The organism is Mycobacterium triplex, from assembly GCF_000689255.1.
GTDB lineage: Bacteria > Actinomycetota > Actinomycetes > Mycobacteriales > Mycobacteriaceae > Mycobacterium > Mycobacterium triplex.
Genome location: NZ_HG964446.1, coordinates 4,460,489 through 4,480,177 on the forward strand (window position 1 = coordinate 4,460,489; position 19,689 = coordinate 4,480,177).

A 19,689-nucleotide genomic window follows, 5' to 3' on the forward strand; every position below is an offset into this window, starting at 1 on the left:
TTAGGCTTTCGCGGCCGCCGGGTCGGGTTCGCCGTCGGCGGTGTACCCGAAGTCGTTAGGCGTGGGCTCGGCGTCTGGATAGAAGCGGTGCGCCCAGCGCCGCAGCGCCGCGTAATCGCGTGCCTCCTCGGGAGCCAGGTTCGGCTTCTGAAGATACTTCATGTTCTCCCAGGTGAAGAAGTCCTGCTTGATGACCTCTTGCTGCAGCGCCAGGAATTTCGCGGCACGACCGGTCGGCACGTCGCCGGTGTCGCCGGGCTCACGAACGGATGCCTGCGTGTAGAAGTAGTCGGTGTAGTCCTCGTCGACCGGCGTCTGCCCGGTGACCTCGATGGTGGCCACCAGGTCACTCGGGAACCGGACCAGTCCCAGCCCCAACGAGTAGTTGTCGTAGATGATCTTGGCGTCGACCGGCCCGTTGGGGGTCAGCCAGGTCTTGGCCCGGCCGCCACCGAAGTGCGCGTTGACGGTGGCGTGCAGGTGATAGCCCGCCACTTCGAAAGAGGCGGTATTGGCCGGGTTGGCGGCCTTGTGCACGTACTGCACGTGATACGGGTCGGCCGCGTTCTCGATGATCATCTGCGCGTGCACCTTGACCCGGTTCAGCATCCGGCTGTGCGGGTGCAGCGGGTAGTACTCGCCGGTTTCCAGTTCGGGCAGCGCCGGCGGCTGCCAGTACGGCGCCCGCCCGTGTCGTTCGTGCCAGACCAGGATGAACCCGTACCACTCCATGCTCGGATAGGTGCGGATGCGAACGTTGTTCTTACAGCCGATCTTGCTGTACGGGATCAGCGCGTTGGTGCCGTCGCCGCGCCACTGCCAGCCGTGCCACGGGCAGACGATGTTCTCGTCCTCGACGGTGCCGCCGACGCCCATGTTGGCGCCGAGGTGCTGGCAGTAGGCGTCCAGCACGTTGACCTTGCCGGAGGCGGTGCGGAACAGCACCAACTCCTCGCCGAAGTAGTGCAGGCGCTTGACGTCGCCGGGCTTGACGTCGCTGGCGAAGGCGACGATGAACCACCCGGTCGGGAACCGATAGGTGGACAGCGCGATGCCGGACTGTCCGAACTCGCGTTCCGACGGGTCTGGCTCTGGAATCGTATTCGTCACGAGCACTCCGTTTCCCACGCGGCCGCTCTTACCTCACCGCGTTTCGACGACTAAAGTCTATTTTTACTATTTTAAGCATTGAACGTCAACGCGGCACCGGCCGGTTGCCGCGGGGCAGGAAAGCGAGCGGGGTTGCACATGACTGCTGCTGCAGTGGACCTATCCGATTTCGCCTTGTGGCGTAACGGTTTTCCCGACGAGTTGTTCGCCGAACTGCGGCACCACAGGCCGCTTTTCCGACACGGCCTGACACCGGGCGTGGCGCAGACCGTGCGCCGCGATTTCTGGGTCGCGACCAAGCACCGGCATGCGGTTCGCCTGCACCGCGACACCGACTCGTTCACCGCGGGCGACGGCCCGCTCATTCAGCCGGTCGCGATGTTTTCGTCGTACCCGACGATCATCACGTTGGACCCGCCCGACTTGAACAAGCGCCGCAAACTGATCTCCAATGCGTTCAATCCCCGAGCGATCGCCAAGTTGGAGGACGGTATTCGGGCACGGGCGGCGCGGATGATCGACGACCTGCTCGCCAAGGGCGGCGGGGACTGGATCTCCGATGTCGCCGACGCGTTGCCGATGACGGTGATCGGCGACATCATCGGCATCCCGGAAGAGGACCGGCCGCGCATCTTCGACATCTTCGACCGCATTCTCAAGGCGTTGGCACCCGAAGCGGGCCCGAGCGGACAGGTGGAACTCGAGCTCTTCGGCTCGGTCTTCGGCTACGCGATGGAGCTCACCGCCGAGAAGCGCAACACCCCCACCGACGACATCTGGAGCACGCTGGCGTCCGCGGTGATCACCGGTGACGACGGCGAGCAGTTCAGCCTGCCCGAACACGAACTCGAGTTCTTCTTCTTCGTATTGGCTTTTGCCGGCAGTGACACCACCAAAAACGCACTGGCCATGGGGCTGCAGGCGTTCGTCGCCAACCCCGAGCAGATCGAACGCTATCGCGCGGAGGAAGCGGTGCGGCCCAGCGCCGTCGAGGAGGTGCTGCGCTGGGCGTCGCCGGTGGCGTACTGGACGCGCACCGCGAAGGTCGATGTGGAGATGGACGGCCAGCACATCCCCGCGGGCGACCGGGTGGTGTCGATGCTGCGGTCGGCCAACCGCGACGAGGAAGTGTTCTCCTCCCCGTTCACCTTCGACATCGGCCGGCAGCCCAACCCGCACGTCGCTTTCGGCGGCGGCGGGCCACACCACTGCCTGGGTGCGATGCTGGCACGCGCCGAACTACGGGCGGTGCTCGACGAGCTGCTGCTGCGGTGCGAGCGCATCGAGATCGGGCCAGCCAAGGTGTCCTATCCGAACCTGACGACCAACATGTCGATCTATGACGAGATGGCGATCTCGCTGACGCAGCGGCGCTGAGCCTGATTGCCCGACTGTCCCCCTCGCGCCGTTCCGGCGCTCGCCGTCGTCGGGCGAGTCAGTCCTCCTGCAGTCGCAGTGCGGCCTTCGGGCACTGCTCGACCGCGGCGCGCACGTCGATCTCCCGGTCCGGCGCCACCGGTCCGTCCGCGATCTGCACCACGTCCTCGTCGCCCAGCTCGAAGACGTCCGGGGCGAGCGATTCACAAAATCCGTTGGCCTCACACAAGGTCTCGTCGACGGTCACGCGCATCAGTTGCCTCCTTATAGGCCCTTCGGGCGGGTTCCGATCACCCCGCTGGCAGCGAGGTTCGCCAGTTCTTCGTCGGTCAGCCCGCACCGATCGCGCAGTATTTCTCCATTGTGCTCGCCCAGCAGCGGCGGCGGGCGCATCAGCCACCGATCCTGGCCGGACAGCAGGGCGAACGGCGGGCACGGATAGAGGGCTGACCCGATGCTCGAATGCCGCATTTCCTCGAAGAAACCCCGGTCGCGCAGTTGCGGGTTCTCGGTCACCAGCGACGGCGAGACCACCGGCGCGGCGGGAACACCCGCACTCGCCAGCCGCTCCACCGTCGATTCCAGCGGCTGCCCGGCGAACCAGTCCTGCAGCCGCCGATCGATGTCGTCGGCGCGCGCCCGCCGGCCCTCGGCCGTGGCCAGGGCCTCGTCACACCAGGCCGGTCGTCCCATCACCTCGACGAGTGCGGACCACTGCTGGTCGTCGCGCACGGTCACCGCGATCCAGTCGTCGTCTCCGGTACACCGGTAGAGGTTCTGGATAACCCCGCCGAAGCCGCGATTGCCGTTGCGGCTCAGTGTCTTTCCGAAGACCTCGAATTCGATCGCCTGTATCGCGGCGGCGTTGAGCACCGTTTCGAGCATCGGCAGCTCGAGCTGCTGTCCGGTTCCGGTGCGGTCGGTGAAGTTCAGCGCGGCGAGCACGGCGAAGGCGGCGTGCACCCCGGCCAGCGGGTCGCAGGCGCCGCGCGGCGTCACCGGCGGCCCGTCCGGCAGTCCGGTCACCCAGGCCAGCCCGGCGAGTTGCTCCATGGTGGGGGCGAATCCGACCCGGTCGCGCCACGGGCCGTCCAGCCCGAACGCGGGCATGCGGGCGACGACGAGTTTGGGATTGACCTCGAGCAGCACATCGGCGGTCAGCCCGAACTGGTCCATCACGCGCGGGGAGAAGTTCTCGATCACGACGTCGGCTTCCGCGGCCAGCTTCTTGAACAGCCGCCGCCCCTGCTCGGAGCCCAAATCCAATGTGACAGAACGCTTGTTGGTGTTCATCGCGTGGAACACCCAGCCGTACTCCCACCAGTCGTCGACGTCCTTGCGCATCCCGCCGGAGTACCGAATGCCGTCGGGGCGCTGGATCGACTCGACCTTGATCACCTCGGCGCCGAACGCCGCCAGCAGATGCGTCGCCGCCGGCCCGGCCCAAAACGCGGTCAGGTCCACGATCCGAACGCCTTCGAGCGGCCGGCCATGGGCCGCCACTGTGTCCTCTGATTCTGTTGTGCGCCACGGTGGTTCGTCATTATCGGCGCCCGTAGCGGCGGTCTCGCCCACCGGGGCCGCCGCGCATGCCGACATCAGCCACGGTGGGCGGGGCTGATGAAAACCGGCCGGGTTTTGCCGGAACACCCCCCGGTCGGTGGCGTATTCCACCTCCCGGATCGTGGCGCCGTTGCCCAGCGCCGCGATCGGCAGCCGGAACAGTTGGCCCAGCTCGACGACCTCCGCGACGGTCCGCTGCGCCAGCCACGGGCCGATCTGCTCGCGGATCAGGTCGCGGTAGCCCCAGCGCCCGATCTGAAAACGCAGCTGCTCGATCTCTTCGAGCTGCGGGCATTCGACCATCGCCAGGAAGTCGAGCCATTGCTGACCGGTGACCATCGTGATCCCGACGAAGCCGTCCTTGGCCGGCTCGATCGACGGCACTTCGGTGGTGCGGCTGATCGGCGGCACTCGCAGCAGTTGCGAATGCAGCCATTCGCTGCTCTGCATCAGGGTCATCGCCTCGAGCATCGACAAGTCGAGATGTTCGCCGGGACCGCCGTGCTCGACGCGGCGGCGCACGGCCAGCGCGCCGAACGCGGCGAACACACCGCCCATGTACTCCCCCAGGTCGCCGCCGATCGAGATCGGCGGCCCGGCGGGATCGCCGCGGAAACCGGGCGAGCCGGCCCAGGCCTGCAGGGTGAATTCGCTGGCGGCGCGATCGGCATACGGTCCGGTCCAGCCGAAGTCGGAGATCGTGACGACCAGCGTCCGCGGCGCATCCGCCAGCAGCCGGCGCGGATCGATGCCCAGCGCGGCGGCCCGCGACGGGCCGGCGGTGAGGATGATCACGTCGGCGGCCGCCAACTCCTCGCGCAATCGCTGCGAGCCCGGCGCGAACGTCAGGCTCTGCTTGCCGGCGTTGAGGTAGCAATAGAACGGCGACGGCCGGCCATCCGGCACCGGCGAACACGACGCCGAGTAGCGCCGCAGCCAATCCCCTTGTGGCGGTTCGATTTTGCGCACCTGCGCGCCGGCATCGACCAGCAACTTGCCGCAGTAGCTGCCAGCTATCCGGTCACTGATCTCGACAACACGCAACCCGTGCAGCGGTGTCGGACGGTCGTCAGACCCCTGGCTCAATTGCATCCGTCCTTCCGATCGACACGCGATCAGAGATGCTATTTATATCATTACTGCTAAAATAGCTAAGCCAGTTGAGTGCGTGCTCGCCGCTCTTCCCGCTGTTCCTGCGAGGATTGGATGACCACCCTGGGAATTGGTCCCGATGCCCGTCGCCGGTTGTCGGCGCCGAGGATCGCCGAAATCGTAGCCGACGAGTTGCGCCGCCAAATCATCGACGGCGAACTCGCCGACGGCGATCTGCTGCCGCGTCAGGAAGTACTCGTCGAACAATTCAACGTCAGCCTGGTCTCGCTGCGCGAAGCGCTTCGCATCCTGGAAACCGAGGGCCTGGTCTCGGTGCGGCGGGGTAACCGCGGTGGCGCCGTCGTGCATGCGCCGGCCAAGACCAGCGCGGCCTACATGCTCGGGCTGTTGCTGCAGAGCGAGTCCGTTCAGGTCGCCGACCTCGGCATGGCGTTGCAGGAACTCGAGCCCGCCTGCGCCGCGCTGGCCGCTCAGCGGCCGGACCGGGCGGACACCCTGGTGCCAGAACTCAAGGGAGTCAACGAGTCCATGGCCGAGCACCTCGACGACGGGCGCCTGTTCACCGAAATCGGGCGCCAGTTCCACGATCTCATCGTGCAGGGCTGCGGGAATCACACCATCATCGCGGTCGTCGGCAGCCTGGAGACGTTGTGGAGCAGCCACGAACGTCAATGGGCCGACGAGAGCGCGGCGCGCGGCACCTATCCCTCGCTGACGCAGCGGCGTGCGGTCCTCAACACACACGTCAAGCTGGCCGAGACCATTGCGGAGGGAGACGTCGACCGGGCGCGGCGCATCGCGGGTCGTCACCTCGCCGATACGCAGACCTATGTGCTGGCCGGCCGCCCCACGCAACGGATCTACGCGCTATCGCCGCAGGCTCTTTCTCGTTCGGGGTCACGCCCGCCGGGCCTCCGGCAGTCCTAAGTCCCCATGCGAACCGCGTTGGTCACCGGCGGCAGCGGCGGGATAGGAAAGGGCTGCGGTCGCAAGCTGGCCGAACTGGGTTACGACGTGGTGCTGGTGGCCCGGCGCGAAGGCCCGTTGCGCGCGGCCGCCGAGGAGATCGAAGCCCGTCACATCGTGGCCGACGCGTCCGATCCGGACGGATTCGCCGCTGCGATAAGCACTTTGGAGACGATTGACCTGGTGGTTCACGCCGCGGGCACGCTGGGCGGAACGTATGCGCGCAAGCAGACCTTCGAGCAGTGGCAGACCATCATCTCGGCCAACCTGGATTCGTGCTTCGTGGTGACGTCCGCGGTGCTGCCGCGGATGCGCCCCGGCTCCCGGTTCGTGTTCATCTCGTCGTCGGCCGCGCACGAGCCGATGATGGCCCGGACCGCCTACTCCGCGTCGAAGGCCGGCATGAACGCGTTCGCCCGGGCGTTGGCGCTCGAAGTCGACCGCGACGGCATCGCCGTGCACATCGTGACGCCGGGCCCGGTGGAAACCGAGATGCTGCAAGACGTTCCCTTCGAGATGTACGCGATTCAGATCTCCGACGTCGCCGACGCCGTCGCCTGGCTGGACACCGTGGACCCGTCGGTCGATCTGCCGGAGATCCGGCTCTCGGCCGTGCAGCGCGGTCCGTATGCCCGACCGCCGGTCGTCCCTAACGAAGCGCGCCGCCGCCAGGGAAGGGCTTGATCACCGTTTCCCCGAACTCGTGCAGCGACTCCGGCTTCGCGAAATCGGCGAACCACACATAGAAACGCTCGACCCCTTGGCCGGCCAGACCCGCGAAGTGCTGGGTCAGCTCGTCGGCAGCACCGCACACCAGGCCCGCCCCCAGGTTCCCGAAGCGACGGGTGCTCACCTCGCGCACGGTGTCGGGGTCGGTGCCCGAGCGGGCGAAGCCGATCATCTGCTGGACCGAAATCCGGGCGCTGCCCGCCGACGGGGCCAGCTTCGGCAACCGGTCGATATGGTCGGCCTGCAGGTTCCACCAATCGCCGTAATTGCGAACGAGTTCCATCATGCGGGGCCCGCTGCCACCCAGAACCAGCGGTATCGGATGGTTGCGCTTGGGCAGTTGAACCGTAGCGTCGTCGTCGCTGCCGTCGCCCCAGTACTGCCTGATCAGGGCCAGGTGACGGCCGAGCTGCTGCACGCGGGCCACCGGATCCTGCTGACCGACATCAAATCTGGTGAACTCGGCGGGCCAGGATCCCGAACCCAGACCCAGATCGAACCTGCCGCCCGATGCGTCCGACAGGGTGACGGCCTGCTTGGCGAGCACGGCGGGATGCCGGAAGGCGTCGCACAGCACCAGATGACCGATGCGCAGCCGCTCGGTCCTGGCCGCCACCCAGGTGGCGACGGCCATTGCCTCCCAAATGCTTTCGTCGGGTAACCCGGGAGCCTCGAGGTGATCGATGAACGCCATTCCGTCGAAGCCACTGGCTTCGGCGGCCCGCGCCCGTTCCGTGATGTCGCCCACGGACAGCCGCACCTGCGGCAGGAACAGATACCACTCGACCATGCGCCACCTATGCTCGTGCCGATTGCAACAGCGCGGCTAGTTTACTATCTTTATTATGTTAGGGGTCTTATGGATGTCGGATTGACTTCGGATCAGCTGTCGCTGCGCGACACCGTGCGCGACATCTTGCGTACCGAATGTCCTCCCGATGCCGCCCGGCAGGCGCTGACGGACCCGGAGCGCTGGCGCGCTCTGTGGAAGACGGTAGTCGACCTCGGTTGGACCGAACTCGCCGCACCCACCGGCGGCGATTACGGACCCGTCGAGCAGACAGTGGTTCTCGAGGAGTGCGGCGCCGCGCTGGCGCCAATTCCGTTGCTCAGCAGCGTCGGCCTGGCCGCGGGCGCCTTGCGCTCCGGTGGTCTGGACAAGGTGCTCACCGACATCGCCGGCGGGGTCGTTGCCACCCTGGCGGTGCACGCCAAGGGATCTCGGCTACCCGAGCCACCGATGACGCTGCGCGACGGGAGGGTGCGCGGCCGGGCGGTCGCGGTTCCCAACGCGTCTCGGGCAGAGCTGATCGTCGCGCTGGCCAAATCCATCGACGGCCATGTCGCCGTGGTGGTGCGCACCGGCGACGGCGTGACGATCACCGCGGGCGACTCCACCGATCCCGCGCACCCGGTCGCCGACGTCGAGATCGACGCCGAACCGGTGGCGTCCGCGCCCGTCGACCTCGAGTCGGCGCTGACCGCACCGATGGTGGCCGTCGCCGCCGATCTGGTCGGCGTGGCCGGCGCCGCCCTGCACCTCTCCGTCGAGCACGCCAAGTCGCGCCGTCAATTCGGCTCACCGATCGGGGCATTCCAGGGAATCAAGCACGCGCTGGCCGACAACTACGTCGCCGTCGAGCGCGCCCGCAGCCTCACCTACGCCGCCGCGGCCCGCCTGGCCGATCCGGACACCGCACCCGCGGACGCCTGGACGGCCGCGGCACTGGCGAAGGCGGCGGCCGGCGACGCCGCGACCAACTGTGCGCGCACCGCCGTCCAAGTGCACGGTGCGCTGGGGCAGACCTGGGAGCACGACGCACACCTCTATGTCCGGCACGCCTGGCAGGGCGCCGCGCTATTGGGAGACAGTCGCGCGCTCTATCGCGAGGTGGGCTCCCGCTTCGTCGCCGGAGGCGCGGCATGACAACCAAATCCGAGGCGGTCGCCGAGTTCGTCGACTGGTTGGCCGCGTTTCTGCCTCAGGACTATTACGAGAACTACCGCCGGTACCGCTGGGATATCCCGCTGCGCCGCGATTATCAACGCGCCGCCTTCGAGGGTGGGTGGCTGCAGCCGACCTGGCCGCGCGAGCACGGCGGCCGATCGCTGGGTCTGCGCGACGCGATGGAGATCCGGATCGAAGGCGCGCTGCGCTCGGCACCCAAGCTGCCCAGCATTCAGGGGCCCGGCGTCGCGGCTCCCGGCATTCGCCAGTTCGGCACACCCGCCCAGATCGAGCGGTTCTTGGTGCCGCTGCTGCGCGGCGACGAATGGTGGGCGCTGGGCATGTCCGAGCCGGAAGCCGGATCGGATTTCGCGAGCCTGCGCACCCGCGCCGAGCGTGACGGCGACGTCTTCCGGGTCAACGGTCACAAGATCTGGACGACGCAGGCGCACGAATCGCGGTGGTGCACGCTGTATGCCCGCACCGATCCGGACGCGCCGAAACACCGTGGCATCTCGTGTCTGATCCTCGACCTGCACTCCCCCGGCGTGCGCATCGAACCCATCCGGATGGCCTCGATCTCCGACGAGACGTTCTGCGAGGTCTTCCTCGACGACGTCGAGATCCCGCTGGAAAACCTGCTGGGCCCGGTCAACGGCGGCTGGAACGTCGCGCTGTCGTCGCTGCATCACGAACGCCAGATGATCTGGATCATGAACTGGGTCGTGATCAAGCGCGGACTCGACGCGGTGCGCACTGCGGGCGCCGAAGACTCCGACCTCTACCCCGAACTCGGGTCGCTGCTCGCCGACGCCGAAGCGCTGCGCGCCACCGGATACCGCGCGCTGGGCAACGAACTCGCCGGCCGGAACAGTCCGGAGGCCGACATCATGAAGCTGCTCGGATCGGTTACCTTGCAACGGGTTTGGGAACTCGCCGCCGCGGCCCAAGGCCCGGGCTCGGCCGGCGACCCGGACCTGCTGTTCGAACGCCAGGACGCGCTCGCCGCCACCATCTACGGCGGAACGTCGGAGGTGCAGCGCAACATCATCGCCGAGCGACTGCTCGGGCTGCCGAAGGGATGACGATGGATTACGACCTCGGCGACGACGCCGTCGAACTGCGACACCGCCTGCGGGAGTTGATCGCTCACCACGTGCCACCGGATTTCCTCGGTGCGTGCACCGAGGATCCGCAAGACCTCGCCACCACCGAGACGTTCTGCAAGCTGCTGGCCGTCGAGGGACTGCTGGCGCTGGCCTGGCCGAAAGAGCATGGCGGCGGCGGTGGTTCGGTCTGGCAGCAGACGGTGCTGCGCGAGGAGATGTGGGCCCAGCACGAGCCGCGCGGCCCGCAGTACATGGGGATCAACTGGGTCGGCCCGGCATTGATGCGCTACGGCACCGAAGAGCAGAAGGCCAAGCACCTGGCCGCCATCGCCTCCGGCGATGTGATTTGGTGCCAAGGCTTTTCCGAGCCGGAGGCCGGAACCGACCTCGTCTCGCTGCGTACCCGCGCCGTGCCGGACGGTGACGGCTGGCGCATCACGGGCCAGAAGGTGTGGACGTCGTATGCCCAGATGGCGTCGTGGTGCGTACTGGCGACATGCACCGACCCCGACGCGCCAAAGCACAAGCGGCTCACCCTTTTTCTGATCCCGATGGATCGGCCCGGTTTCACGGTACGGCCGATCCCGTCGATGCTGGGGCCGCATCACCTCAACGAGATGTTCCTCGACGACGTGCCGGCGTTCCCCGGCGACGTGCTCGGCGAGGTCGGTGACGGCTGGCGGGTGATGCGCGAGGCGCTGGCGTTCGAGCGGGTCGGCATCGCGCGCTACGCGCGCTGCGAGTCGCTGCTGCATCGCATGCAAAGCGAGCTCGGCGAGGACTGGGACCGGCTGCCCGAATCGCTGCGGGCCCGGTGGGTCCGGGCGCTCGTCGACCTGCGGGTGGCCCGGCTGCTGGCCTACCGCGCGGTGTCGCTGCAGGACGATCCGGCGGCCGGGGCGGCGGCCAGCGCCGCCCGCATCGCCACCACCACCTGCGACCAACAGGTCGCCGAGCTGCTGTTCGACGTGCTCGGACCGACGGCGCTGGACAGCGGCGCATCGTCGGCACTACACGGGGCGATCGAAGACCATTGGCGCTACGCACAAGCGGCCACCGTGGCGTCGGGCACCATCGAGGTGCAGCGCATGCTGGTCGCCCGAGACGCCCTGGGAGAACACCGGTGAAAACCGCACTGCCACAAGATATTAGCGACTTCGCGGCCGTCGCCGCCAAACGGTTCGATCGGCTGGGTGGCCCACAGGCCGCCCTGCGGGCCGAGCGAGACGACAGCGTTCGGGACGCGGCGCGCACGGCACTCGGCGAGCTCGGCGCGTTCGAGCTCGATGTCCGGTCCGGTCCGGACGACCTGCTGGCCGCGGCGGTGCTGTGCCAGACCGCCGGCGCGCACGCGCTGCCCTATCCCCTCGTCGAGGAGCTGCTGGCGATCGACGGTGCCCGGCTGGCGCTGGTCAATCCCGAGGCGGCACGCATCGACCACGGCGACCTGCCGGGCGACTGGATCGCCGCCGATCTGGATGGCAACCGCTACCAGCTGCAGATGGGGTCGCGGACCAACGCCAAACTGGGCCCATTCCTGGTGCCCGCCTCATTGAGCGCACCCGACGGGACAGTTCCGGCCGCCGACGTTAATCTTCATCTCGTGCTGGGGTCATGGCGGATTCTGGGAGCGATGCAGCGCTCGCTGCGGATCGTCACCGACCATGTGCAGGCCCGCATCCAGTTCGGCAAGCCGCTGGCGGACTTCCAGGCCGTCCGGTTCGCCGTCGCGGATGCCTCGGTCGCGGTGCGCGGGCTGCACGAGTTGGCCAAATACACCATCTGCCGACCCGAATCGCTGGCGCTGCAGGTGCATTCCGCCGATGCGCTGGTGCTGCGGTTCAAGGCCACCGACACCGCCCGGCAGGTGCTGCGCACCTCCCACCAGTTACTCGGCGCCCTGGGCTTTTGCGACGAATCCGACGTCAGCGTGCTCGACCGCCACACCCAGCCGCTGATCCGGTTGCCGCTGGGCGCCGAGGCGCTCGGGCTGCGCCTGATCCCCAACGTCCGCGACGGCTCCCTGGAGACCCTGTTCTCGGAGCCGGTATCGGCGTGAGCCGCGCCGGCGACGATGCAGAGCGCAGCGATGAGGAGGAGTGGCGCCAATGAGCACAGAGTCCGCCGCGGCCGAGGTGACCCCGAACCCATTCGCAGACGGGGTCCCGTTCGGCACCAAACTCGCCGAGCTCGCCGAGGAACTGGCCGACCAGCCGGCGGTGACGATTGTCGCGCTGGACGGCACCGCGCAGACGATGACGTTCGCCGAGCTCGACACCAGGGCCAACCAGTGGGGACGGGCGCTGGCCGCCAGCGGCGCTGAAACGGGTTCCCTTGTCGCCCTTGCCATCCCGAACTCACAACACCTGGTACTGGCCGCGCTGGGGTGCTGGAAGATCGGTGCCGTACCGATTCCGATGCACTGGGATCTGCCCGAATGGGAGCGCGACCGGGTGCGCGCGGTGATCAACCCGGCGGTGGTCGTCGACGAGGACACCCGGTGGGAGCTGGACGCGCGGGCGGCCGCAGAATCCCCGGACCCGCTCCCCGAAGCCGTGTCCCCCACCGCGAACGGCATCTGCAGCAGCGGTTCCACCGGCGTGCCCAAAGTGATCCTGAACCTGGCGCCGTCGCTGTGGATCCCGCAGCAGGGCGAACCGTTCCTGGCGAACTGGACACCGGTGGCCAAGCCGCAGACCATCCTGGTGCCCGCGCCGATGTATCACACCAACGGCTTCGCGACCTTCCTGATGCTGCTCAGCGGCGACCATCTGGTGATTCTCGAAAAGTTCGATGCGGCAGTGTTTGTCGATGCCGTGGAGCGTTACCGGATCACGAATTTCACGGCCACGCCGACGATGCTGGCACGCATCGCGGCCCTGCCCGACATCCGAGAGCGCGACCTGTCCAGCATCGTGTTCATCCTGCAGGGCGCCGCGGTGATGCCGCCGTCGCTGCTGCACACCTGGTTCGAACTGCTCAGCCCGGAGCAGATCGTGACGGCCTACGGGATGACCGAGAATCTCGGCCTCACCGCATTGCGTGGCGACGAGTGGCTGGCTCATCCCGGCAGTGTCGGCCGCGGCTTCCGCGACACCGAGATTCGCATCTTGGACGCCGACAAGAACCCGCTGGGTCCGGGCGAAGACGGCGACGTCTATCTGCGCTCGGTGATGAGCGCGGGCTACCGCTATTTGGGTGGAGCGCCGCCGTTGCCGTCGACCGACGACGGATTCCGTTCCGCCGGCGACATCGGCCACCTGGACGAGGACGGTTTCCTCTACATCGTCGATCGCCGCGTCGACATGATCGTCAGCGGCGGTGCCAATGTCTTTCCCGCCGAAGTCGAATCGGCGCTGTCGGGCCACCCCGGCATCGCCGACGTCGTCGTCATCGGACTCGCCGACGAGCGGTGGGGGCGCCGGGTGCACGCGGTGGTGCAGCGCGCCGACGGCGCGGAGTTGGACGAGACCCAGATCATCGAGTACGCCAAGAACCGGCTCGCTCCTTACAAGGCGCCCAAGACGGTCGAGTTCGTCGACGCCATCCCCCGCACCGCCGCGACCAAGGTCAATCGATCGGCAATGATCGCGGCCCGCGGCGGCTGAGGTACTTGTCAGAGGCCGTCGCTCGCACCGAGTTGATCACCGACCCCGAGGTGATGGCCGCCGTCGATGCCCAGCTCGCGGTCAAGGTGCGGCAGTGGCCGTCGATGACGCGCGCCCGGCTGGGTGCCGCGGTCGATCGCCTGGTGGCAAAAGCCGACCGCGACGCGCTCCGGCGCACCCGAAAACAGCAGGCCGACCGCGAACTGTCGCTGTGGGACGGCGGCAACGGGCTGACCGAGGTGTTCGGCCGGCTGTTGACCCCCGACGCCCAGGTGCTCGACGCCCGCCTGAACGCACTGGCACACACCGTCTGCCCGCACGATCCGCGCACCGCCGCCCAGCGCCGCGCCGACGCGCTGGGCGCACTGGCCGCCGACGCCGACCGGCTGACATGCCGCTGCGGCCAACCCACCTGCCCCGCCGCCACCACAGCGGTGCCCAGCCCGGTGCTCATCCACGTGGTCGCCACCCAATCCACCGTTGACGGCACCGCACCCGAGCCCGGCGCGCTCATCGGCACCGACGTGCTCATCCCCGCCGAACTAATCGCCCAACTAGCCGCGCAGGCCAAACTACGACCGCTGGTCCATCCCGGCGACACCCCGGCCGAACCCCGCTACGCCCCGTCACCGGCGCTGGCCGATTTCGTCCGCTGCCGCGATCTGACCTGCCGATTCCCCGGATGCGACCGCCCGGCCACCGACACCGATCTCGACCACACCATCCCCCACACCGACGGCGGCCCCACCTGCGCCTCGAACCTGAAATGCCTATGCCGCCTCCATCATCTGATCAAAACCTTCTGGGGATGGCACGACCGACAACTGCCCGACGGCACCATCATCTGGACCTCACCGTCCGGCCGTACCCACGTCACCGCCCCCGGCGCCGCCCTACTGTTCCCGGACCTGTGCGCACCCACCGCCCAGATCACCGCACCAGACCACCCCGAACCCTGCACCGACCGCAGCGCCATGATGCCCCGACGCCGCCGCACCCGCACCCGACGCCGCTACGACTACATCGCCGCCGAACGACGACACCACCGCCAAACACGACAACCACACCAAACCAGCCCACCCCCAACACAACTCACCGCTCACGGCCGCCCACCCAACGACGAACCCCACCCTTCTAAGCGTGGTGGCCGAAGCAGTCTTCCAAGACTTCGCCGACGGCCGCCAGGGAGCGGCTGGAGTGCTGCTTGACCAGCACGTGCCCGCCCAGCACCACGAGGGCGATCGGGAACTCGACGGCTCCGAATGCCAGCAGCGCGGCCAGTCCCGCGACATAGACGATGTCGTGCTTGTCGGGGCGGTGGAACTTTCCGATGATCGGCAACTCGATCGCCCGTGATTCCAGCTCCCGCAGGGTCCGCAGGGTCCGGGCGCGCTTGGAGTTGGGGTGCGCCTCGGCGTAGGCGGCCCACCGTTCTGCGAAAGTCGTTCCCGACCCCAGTTCTTCGGCGAGCTCTTCGGCGAGCTCTTCGTGGAGTTCGTCGTGCAGCTCGTCGTGCAACTCGTCATGCAGTTCGTCGTGCAGCTCGTCATGCAGCTCGTCGTGCAGCTTGTCCGAGCCGGAATCCGATGCGGCCGTGCTGTTTTGCTCTTCGTCCAGCGTGGTCATGTCAGTCTCTTTCCGTTGTGTAGTCGGTTAACCGGCGGGTGTGAGTTCCAGTTGGGGTGCCCGATCACCCTTGGCGCCGTTGCCGCTATCCATACCGGGAATTTCCTGGGCCCACGCGGTGAGTGACCCCACCATGTTGTTCAAAACGTTGTCGGCCTCGCCGCCGTACTTGGAGACGCGTTTGCCGATCATCGACGCCATCCGGATCAACAGGTCCGGCTTGGCGGCCGTGAGCACGGTCAGGGCCACGGCCGGGACCACCCCTTCGATCCACCCCAGCGGACCCAGCGGCACGCAACCGACGAGCTGGCTCAGGCCCGGGGTCGTGATCAGGGCGCCCATCGCGACGAAAGTCCCGACGACAGTGCCGACCACGAGCGGATCACGCGAATCCAGCAACGTCTGCCCGAGCTGCGTGGTGACCAGTCCCACCAGACCGACCGTCGCCGCACGCTGCGGGGCGGCGCGGGTGAAGGTAGCCAGGCTCCACGAGGTGCTCGCTCCAATCGTGGTGGCGGCACCGCGAATGGCGACGGTCTCCATCAGATCGTCCATGTTGATCCCGCGCTCGGACGGCGGCCGCATGTTGCGCACCGCGCTGACCGCAACGGCCGTCGTGGGGAACACGTCGGTCAGGATGTTCACCAGCAGGATCTGCCTGGCCGTCAGCGGCGCCATGCCCCGGACCATCGTCCCGTACATGTTGAAGGCCACTTCACCGGCGTTGCCGCCCAACAACATTCCAACCGCGGCCTGCGCTTGCTGCCACAGCCGGTGGCCTTCTTCGATCGCCTCCAAGAGGCTTCCGACGCGACCCTCGGTCAGCACCACGTCCGCGGCGCCGCGGGCCGGGTCGCTGCCGTGCGAGGACACACCCACGCCCACGGCCGCGGCACGGATAGCCGCTGCATCGTTGGCGCCGTCGCCCACCATCGCGGTCACGACCCCGGAGTTGCTGATCTGCTGGACGATCTGGACCTTCTGCTCGGGCGACATCCGCGCGTAGATCACGTTGGTCTTGACGACCTCGGCACGCTCGGCGATCGACAACCGCTCCCAGCGCGCTCCGGTGATGATGCAGTCCTCCGGAACGTCGAGCCCGATCTCGCGGGCGATGGCGCGGGCGGTGGCCGGGTGGTCACCCGTGATCACCCGCACGCCGACGTCCCGTTTGGCCAACCCGAGCAGCAGATCCCGCGCGTCCGGCCGCGGCGTGTCGGTGATCCCGAGGAAACCGAGCAAGCGAAGTCCGCTGCGGCACAACGGTTCCAGGCCCTTCTCCTGCGCGATTTCGAGCTCGTCGTCCGTCAGCGTCTTGTCGGCGACCGCGATCACCCGAAGGCCCTGCGTCGCCATGCTGTGGACGTGCTCCAACAGCTCCTCGCGAAGGTCGTCGTCTTGACCCTCGACGCACCCCGAGAGGACGATTTCCGGTCCGCCCTTGACCGCCAGGGTGTCGCCGTCCAGCCCGGCCGCGTAGGCCCGGCCGGCACGGAACGGCAACTCGCGGTCACGCTTCGGCTGGCTGCCGGCCCGGTTGACCACCGCGGCATCCGTCGCCTGCAGCGGAGCGTGCTCGGTGATCGCCACCGGGGTCGCCAGCGCCGCACGCTCGAGAATCACATCCTCGTCGAAACCTGGCTGCGCGGACACATTTGTCACCACCAGCCGGTTTTCGCTGAGCGTCCCGGTCTTGTCGAAGCACACCACCTCGACGCGACCCAGCGTCTCGACCGACCGCGGCGCCCGGACCAGCACATTGCGCTCGGTCAGCCGCCTGGCCGCCTCGCGCTGGGCCAGCGTCGCCACCAACGGCAGCCCTTCCGGCACCGCCGCGACCGCGCAGTACACACCGCTGGTGACGGCCTCCCGAATGCCCGATCCCCGCAGCAACGCGGTGGCGATCACGCCCACACCACCGGTCAGGGTCCAGGGCAACACCTTCGCCGTCACCGAGGCCAGCTGCGCATGCAGCCCGACCTCGTCGCGCCGCCGCGGGGCCAGCGCCATGGCCCGGCCCGCGGCGGTCGCGTCGCCCACCGCGACGACCACCGCGCGGCACACCCCGCTGAGCACGGTCGAGCCCTCGTAAATCATGCAGGCCCGTTCCGCGAGCGGACGGCCCGGTGTCGGTGCGGGGTTCTTGGTGACCGGCAACGACTCACCGGTCAACGACGATTCGTCCACCTCCACGGCGACCGCGCTCAGCACCCGGGCGTCGGCGGGGACCAGCTCGCCGGCCCGGACCTCGATGATGGTTCCCGGCCTCAGTTGCTCGGTGGGTATCAGCTCGAACTGGTCGGGACCCGTGGCGACGCGCGCGGGCGGCGTCTGGGCGCTGAGCATCCTGTTCAGCTGGCGATCCGAGCTCAGTCGCTGTGCCGCGGCGATCGCGGCGCTGCCCACCAACACGATCCCGACCAGCACACCGTCCATCGGCGAACCGACGAGCGCGCTCGCCATGGCCCCGGTGGCAAGGATCGGGGTGAGCGGATCCTGCATCTCGTGCCACATCGCGTCGACGACATCCTTGCCGCTGTCCGCGAACCTGGCGGCCAGCGCCTGCATCCGGGTCTTCGGCAACTGAGCCACCGCAGCGATGGATCCGGTGGAGTTGGCGACCTCGGGCCACAGCACCCGAATCTGTTCCTGTGCCTGATCGGCGTCCAGCGCATGCCATTCGGTGTCGGTGGCAGCGGCCGGATCGGGCTGCATGGCCACACCCCGCCCGATCACGTAGCCGGGGATGAGCGCGATGGCGGCGGCCGCGATGCTCGGGCGTACGCCCGCCGCCCGCACCCCCGGTAACAGCGTCAGCGAGCCCAAAAGTGTTCCGGCAGCAGCTAACTCGACACCCCGGCGCGCGGCTGACTTGGCCGCGGGGATGGCGTCGATGATCCGGCACGCAACCTTCAGATTCGGGATCAGGACGTCGGCCGTCCACGCGGGCGCCGCCCGACCGGCGGGCCAGACCCCCAGCGCGAGATCCGCGGCGGCGAAGGCGAGCCGAAGGTCACGCCCGATCACGGCGACGATCTTGCCGTCGGCCTGCAGTTGCCGAACCGCGCCGAAGATCGTCACATCCACGTCGTCGTCGACGGGCAGCAGCTCGTCGAAGGTTCCGCGCAGGTGCCCGGTATCGGCCTGATCCACCGATACCAGCCTGAGATCGGCGGCACGCGCCGCGGCCATCAGCGGTTCGGCGTACGGGTCCGCGTTGCGCGCCACCACGACCTCGAGGTCGTCCAGTTCCGGCAGCTGATGCGCGGGTGACAGCGAGCAACCGGTGTGGACTCCTGCGCCGAGCAGGCCGTCGTTGACATCCGTTTGGGCGCACCGCCACACCTTGGTGCGGAGTTCGCCGTCGACGCCGCTGATCTCGGCGACCCGCAGGGTCTCACCGATCAGCACCGCGGGCTCGATGATCAGCACGTCGACACCGTCGAGGCGCCGGATCGCGTCGGGTCGCATCACCAGTGTGTTGTGGTGGCGGTTCAGGCCGGCGCAGAACGTGGTGGCGAACGACTCGCGGGCGTAGTTGAGCGCCCGCGGTGCGGCGACGATGACCGCCTCGCTGGCGAGCATCGCGCCGCCGCTGACGGTCAGCGCGATGGCGCCGGCCAGGCCCGCCGCGGTTGCTGCGCGGGCGTAATTCTCCGACGCGGTGTCCGGCACCGGGCGGGGCCGCCGTATTTCCGGGTGCGGCTCGCATTCGGCGCTGAGCGCGAGGTTGGGTTCGTGCTCGTTCCAGGCTTCCACCGCCGACAGCGCCTCTATGAGGCGCAGGCTCCGAAGGCACATGTCGGCGGCGATCACCGACGGGGTGTGGCCGAGGGATTGGGTGACGGCGGTGCCCAGCGCGAGCAGTGCGTCGGCACGTCCCCGCCCGAGCGCCCGCTCGAACACCCGGCGCACATCGGGCTGCGCCTCGGCAAACGTCGTCGCGGCGGCGAAGGCGCGCGGCAACCGCGGCATCCGCGTCACTTGCAAGAACGCCGTCACGCCCAGCGACACCGCCTTGGCCCCGAGCAGTCCCATCCGGTTGACGACCTCCGCGCCATCCCCGGGAATGTCGATCACCGGCAGCCGGACCGGAGTCGCCGTCGCGAACTCGTCGGATGGCTCGGTTCGATCGGACTGCTCGGTGAACGCCCGTTCGATCGCCTCCACCATCAGCGCCAAATCATCGACGCTGGGCCCGTTTTCATCGATGTCGACGACCAGGCGCGAGAGCGGCCAATTCACCTGAGTGCGTGCGACGCCGGTGGTGCTGCCGATCGTCGTTTCCAGGACGGTTTCGTACTCGGACGAGTCGGCCCCCTCAGGCATGCGCAGCTCGATCCAGCCCCGGCCATTACCGGACCAGCGGCGGCGGGGACGATCCCCACCTAGCAACTCAGCTGCCGCGGCGGCGCCGCCTGCGACCACCATACGAAGCCCCGAGACGATCGGCTCGATGACCATAGTTGTGCTTTTACGCCCTCTCGCCTTAGTTAGCTTTGACATTGCAGATTCACGCAGCAGACTCGTCGAAGTAGTA

The 19,689-nt window shown here is 68.2% G+C and carries 14 protein-coding genes and 2 pseudogenes; 10 read left to right on the forward strand and 6 right to left on the reverse strand.

Annotated elements, in window-relative coordinates:
- Positions 1 to 1,110, reverse strand: coding sequence for an aromatic ring-hydroxylating oxygenase subunit alpha (locus tag BN973_RS20580; RefSeq protein WP_407067613.1), 1,110 nt, complete (start codon positions 1,108 to 1,110; stop codon positions 1 to 3).
- A 78-nt stretch (positions 1,111 to 1,188) separates the two neighbouring features.
- On the opposite strand from BN973_RS20580, the gene BN973_RS20585 reads away from it, so the two are divergent.
- Complete coding sequence (locus BN973_RS20585; protein WP_407067614.1) at positions 1,189 to 2,487, forward strand: cytochrome P450; 1,299 nt, start codon at positions 1,189 to 1,191, stop codon at positions 2,485 to 2,487.
- Positions 2,488 to 2,545: 58 nt separating this feature from the next.
- Here the strand turns inward: BN973_RS20585 and BN973_RS20590 are convergent, their stop codons facing one another.
- Together BN973_RS20590 and BN973_RS20595 are read right to left on the reverse strand one after the other, a co-directional pair.
- Complete coding sequence (locus BN973_RS20590) at positions 2,546 to 2,740, reverse strand: ferredoxin (RefSeq protein WP_036470528.1); 195 nt, start codon at positions 2,738 to 2,740, stop codon at positions 2,546 to 2,548.
- An 11-nt stretch (positions 2,741 to 2,751) separates the two neighbouring features.
- A complete protein-coding gene (locus tag BN973_RS20595) occupies positions 2,752 to 5,142 on the reverse strand; it encodes a CaiB/BaiF CoA-transferase family protein (RefSeq protein ID WP_036470530.1) in 2,391 nt (796 codons plus the stop codon).
- 114 nt (positions 5,143 to 5,256) lie between these two features.
- On the opposite strand from BN973_RS20595, the gene BN973_RS20600 reads away from it, so the two are divergent.
- Positions 5,257 to 6,090: a FadR/GntR family transcriptional regulator gene (locus tag BN973_RS20600; protein ID WP_036470533.1), complete on the forward strand. Its 834-nt coding sequence runs from the start codon at positions 5,257 to 5,259 to the stop codon at positions 6,088 to 6,090.
- 6 nt (positions 6,091 to 6,096) lie between these two features.
- The gene (locus BN973_RS20605; protein WP_036470535.1) at positions 6,097 to 6,813 is read left to right on the forward strand and encodes an SDR family oxidoreductase; all 717 of its coding nucleotides are present in this window, start codon (positions 6,097 to 6,099) and stop codon (positions 6,811 to 6,813) included.
- Here the strand turns inward: BN973_RS20605 and BN973_RS20610 are convergent.
- Positions 6,779 to 7,648: an LLM class flavin-dependent oxidoreductase gene (locus BN973_RS20610; protein WP_036470537.1), complete on the reverse strand. Its 870-nt coding sequence runs from the start codon at positions 7,646 to 7,648 to the stop codon at positions 6,779 to 6,781. The two genes, BN973_RS20605 and BN973_RS20610, sit on opposite strands and share 35 nt — an antisense overlap.
- A gap of 69 nt (positions 7,649 to 7,717) precedes the next feature.
- Here BN973_RS20610 and BN973_RS20615 point away from each other — a divergent pair, with 69 nt between their 5' ends.
- The 7 genes and pseudogenes from BN973_RS20615 to BN973_RS20640 all read left to right on the forward strand — a co-directional run bounded on the left by BN973_RS20615 (position 7,718) and on the right by BN973_RS20640 (position 14,731).
- A complete protein-coding gene (locus tag BN973_RS20615) occupies positions 7,718 to 8,785 on the forward strand; it encodes an acyl-CoA dehydrogenase family protein (protein ID WP_036470539.1) in 1,068 nt (355 codons plus the stop codon).
- Positions 8,782 to 9,414 (forward strand): annotated as a pseudogene (locus BN973_RS32275) (acyl-CoA dehydrogenase family protein); the annotation flags it as partial. The gene BN973_RS20615 and the pseudogene BN973_RS32275, both read left to right, overlap by 4 nt.
- Before the next feature lie 57 nt (positions 9,415 to 9,471).
- Positions 9,472 to 9,891 (forward strand): annotated as a pseudogene (locus BN973_RS32280) (acyl-CoA dehydrogenase family protein); the annotation flags it as partial.
- 2 nt (positions 9,892 to 9,893) lie between these two features.
- Positions 9,894 to 11,042: an acyl-CoA dehydrogenase family protein gene (locus tag BN973_RS20625; protein ID WP_036470544.1), complete on the forward strand. Its 1,149-nt coding sequence runs from the start codon at positions 9,894 to 9,896 to the stop codon at positions 11,040 to 11,042.
- Positions 11,039 to 11,974 (forward strand): acyl-CoA dehydrogenase family protein, encoded by a 936-nt coding sequence (locus BN973_RS20630; protein WP_036470546.1) that lies wholly within the window; start codon positions 11,039 to 11,041, stop codon positions 11,972 to 11,974. The genes BN973_RS20625 and BN973_RS20630 overlap by 4 nt, the downstream gene beginning before the upstream one ends.
- A gap of 49 nt (positions 11,975 to 12,023) precedes the next feature.
- Positions 12,024 to 13,523 carry a class I adenylate-forming enzyme family protein gene (locus BN973_RS20635; protein ID WP_036470548.1) on the forward strand — a complete coding sequence of 500 codons (1,500 nt, stop codon included), beginning with the start codon at positions 12,024 to 12,026 and terminating at the stop codon, positions 13,521 to 13,523.
- A gap of 5 nt (positions 13,524 to 13,528) precedes the next feature.
- The gene (locus BN973_RS20640) at positions 13,529 to 14,731 is read left to right on the forward strand and encodes an HNH endonuclease signature motif containing protein (protein ID WP_051641383.1); all 1,203 of its coding nucleotides are present in this window, start codon (positions 13,529 to 13,531) and stop codon (positions 14,729 to 14,731) included.
- On the opposite strand, the gene BN973_RS30015 is transcribed toward BN973_RS20640, so the two are convergent.
- Positions 14,658 to 15,149 carry a hypothetical protein gene (locus BN973_RS30015; protein WP_051641384.1) on the reverse strand — a complete coding sequence of 164 codons (492 nt, stop codon included), beginning with the start codon at positions 15,147 to 15,149 and terminating at the stop codon, positions 14,658 to 14,660. The genes BN973_RS20640 and BN973_RS30015 overlap by 74 nt on opposite strands.
- Positions 15,150 to 15,176: 27 nt before the next feature.
- The gene (locus BN973_RS20650) at positions 15,177 to 19,478 is read right to left on the reverse strand and encodes a cation-translocating P-type ATPase (protein ID WP_169718174.1); all 4,302 of its coding nucleotides are present in this window, start codon (positions 19,476 to 19,478) and stop codon (positions 15,177 to 15,179) included.
- Positions 19,479 to 19,689: the final 211 nt, after the last annotated feature.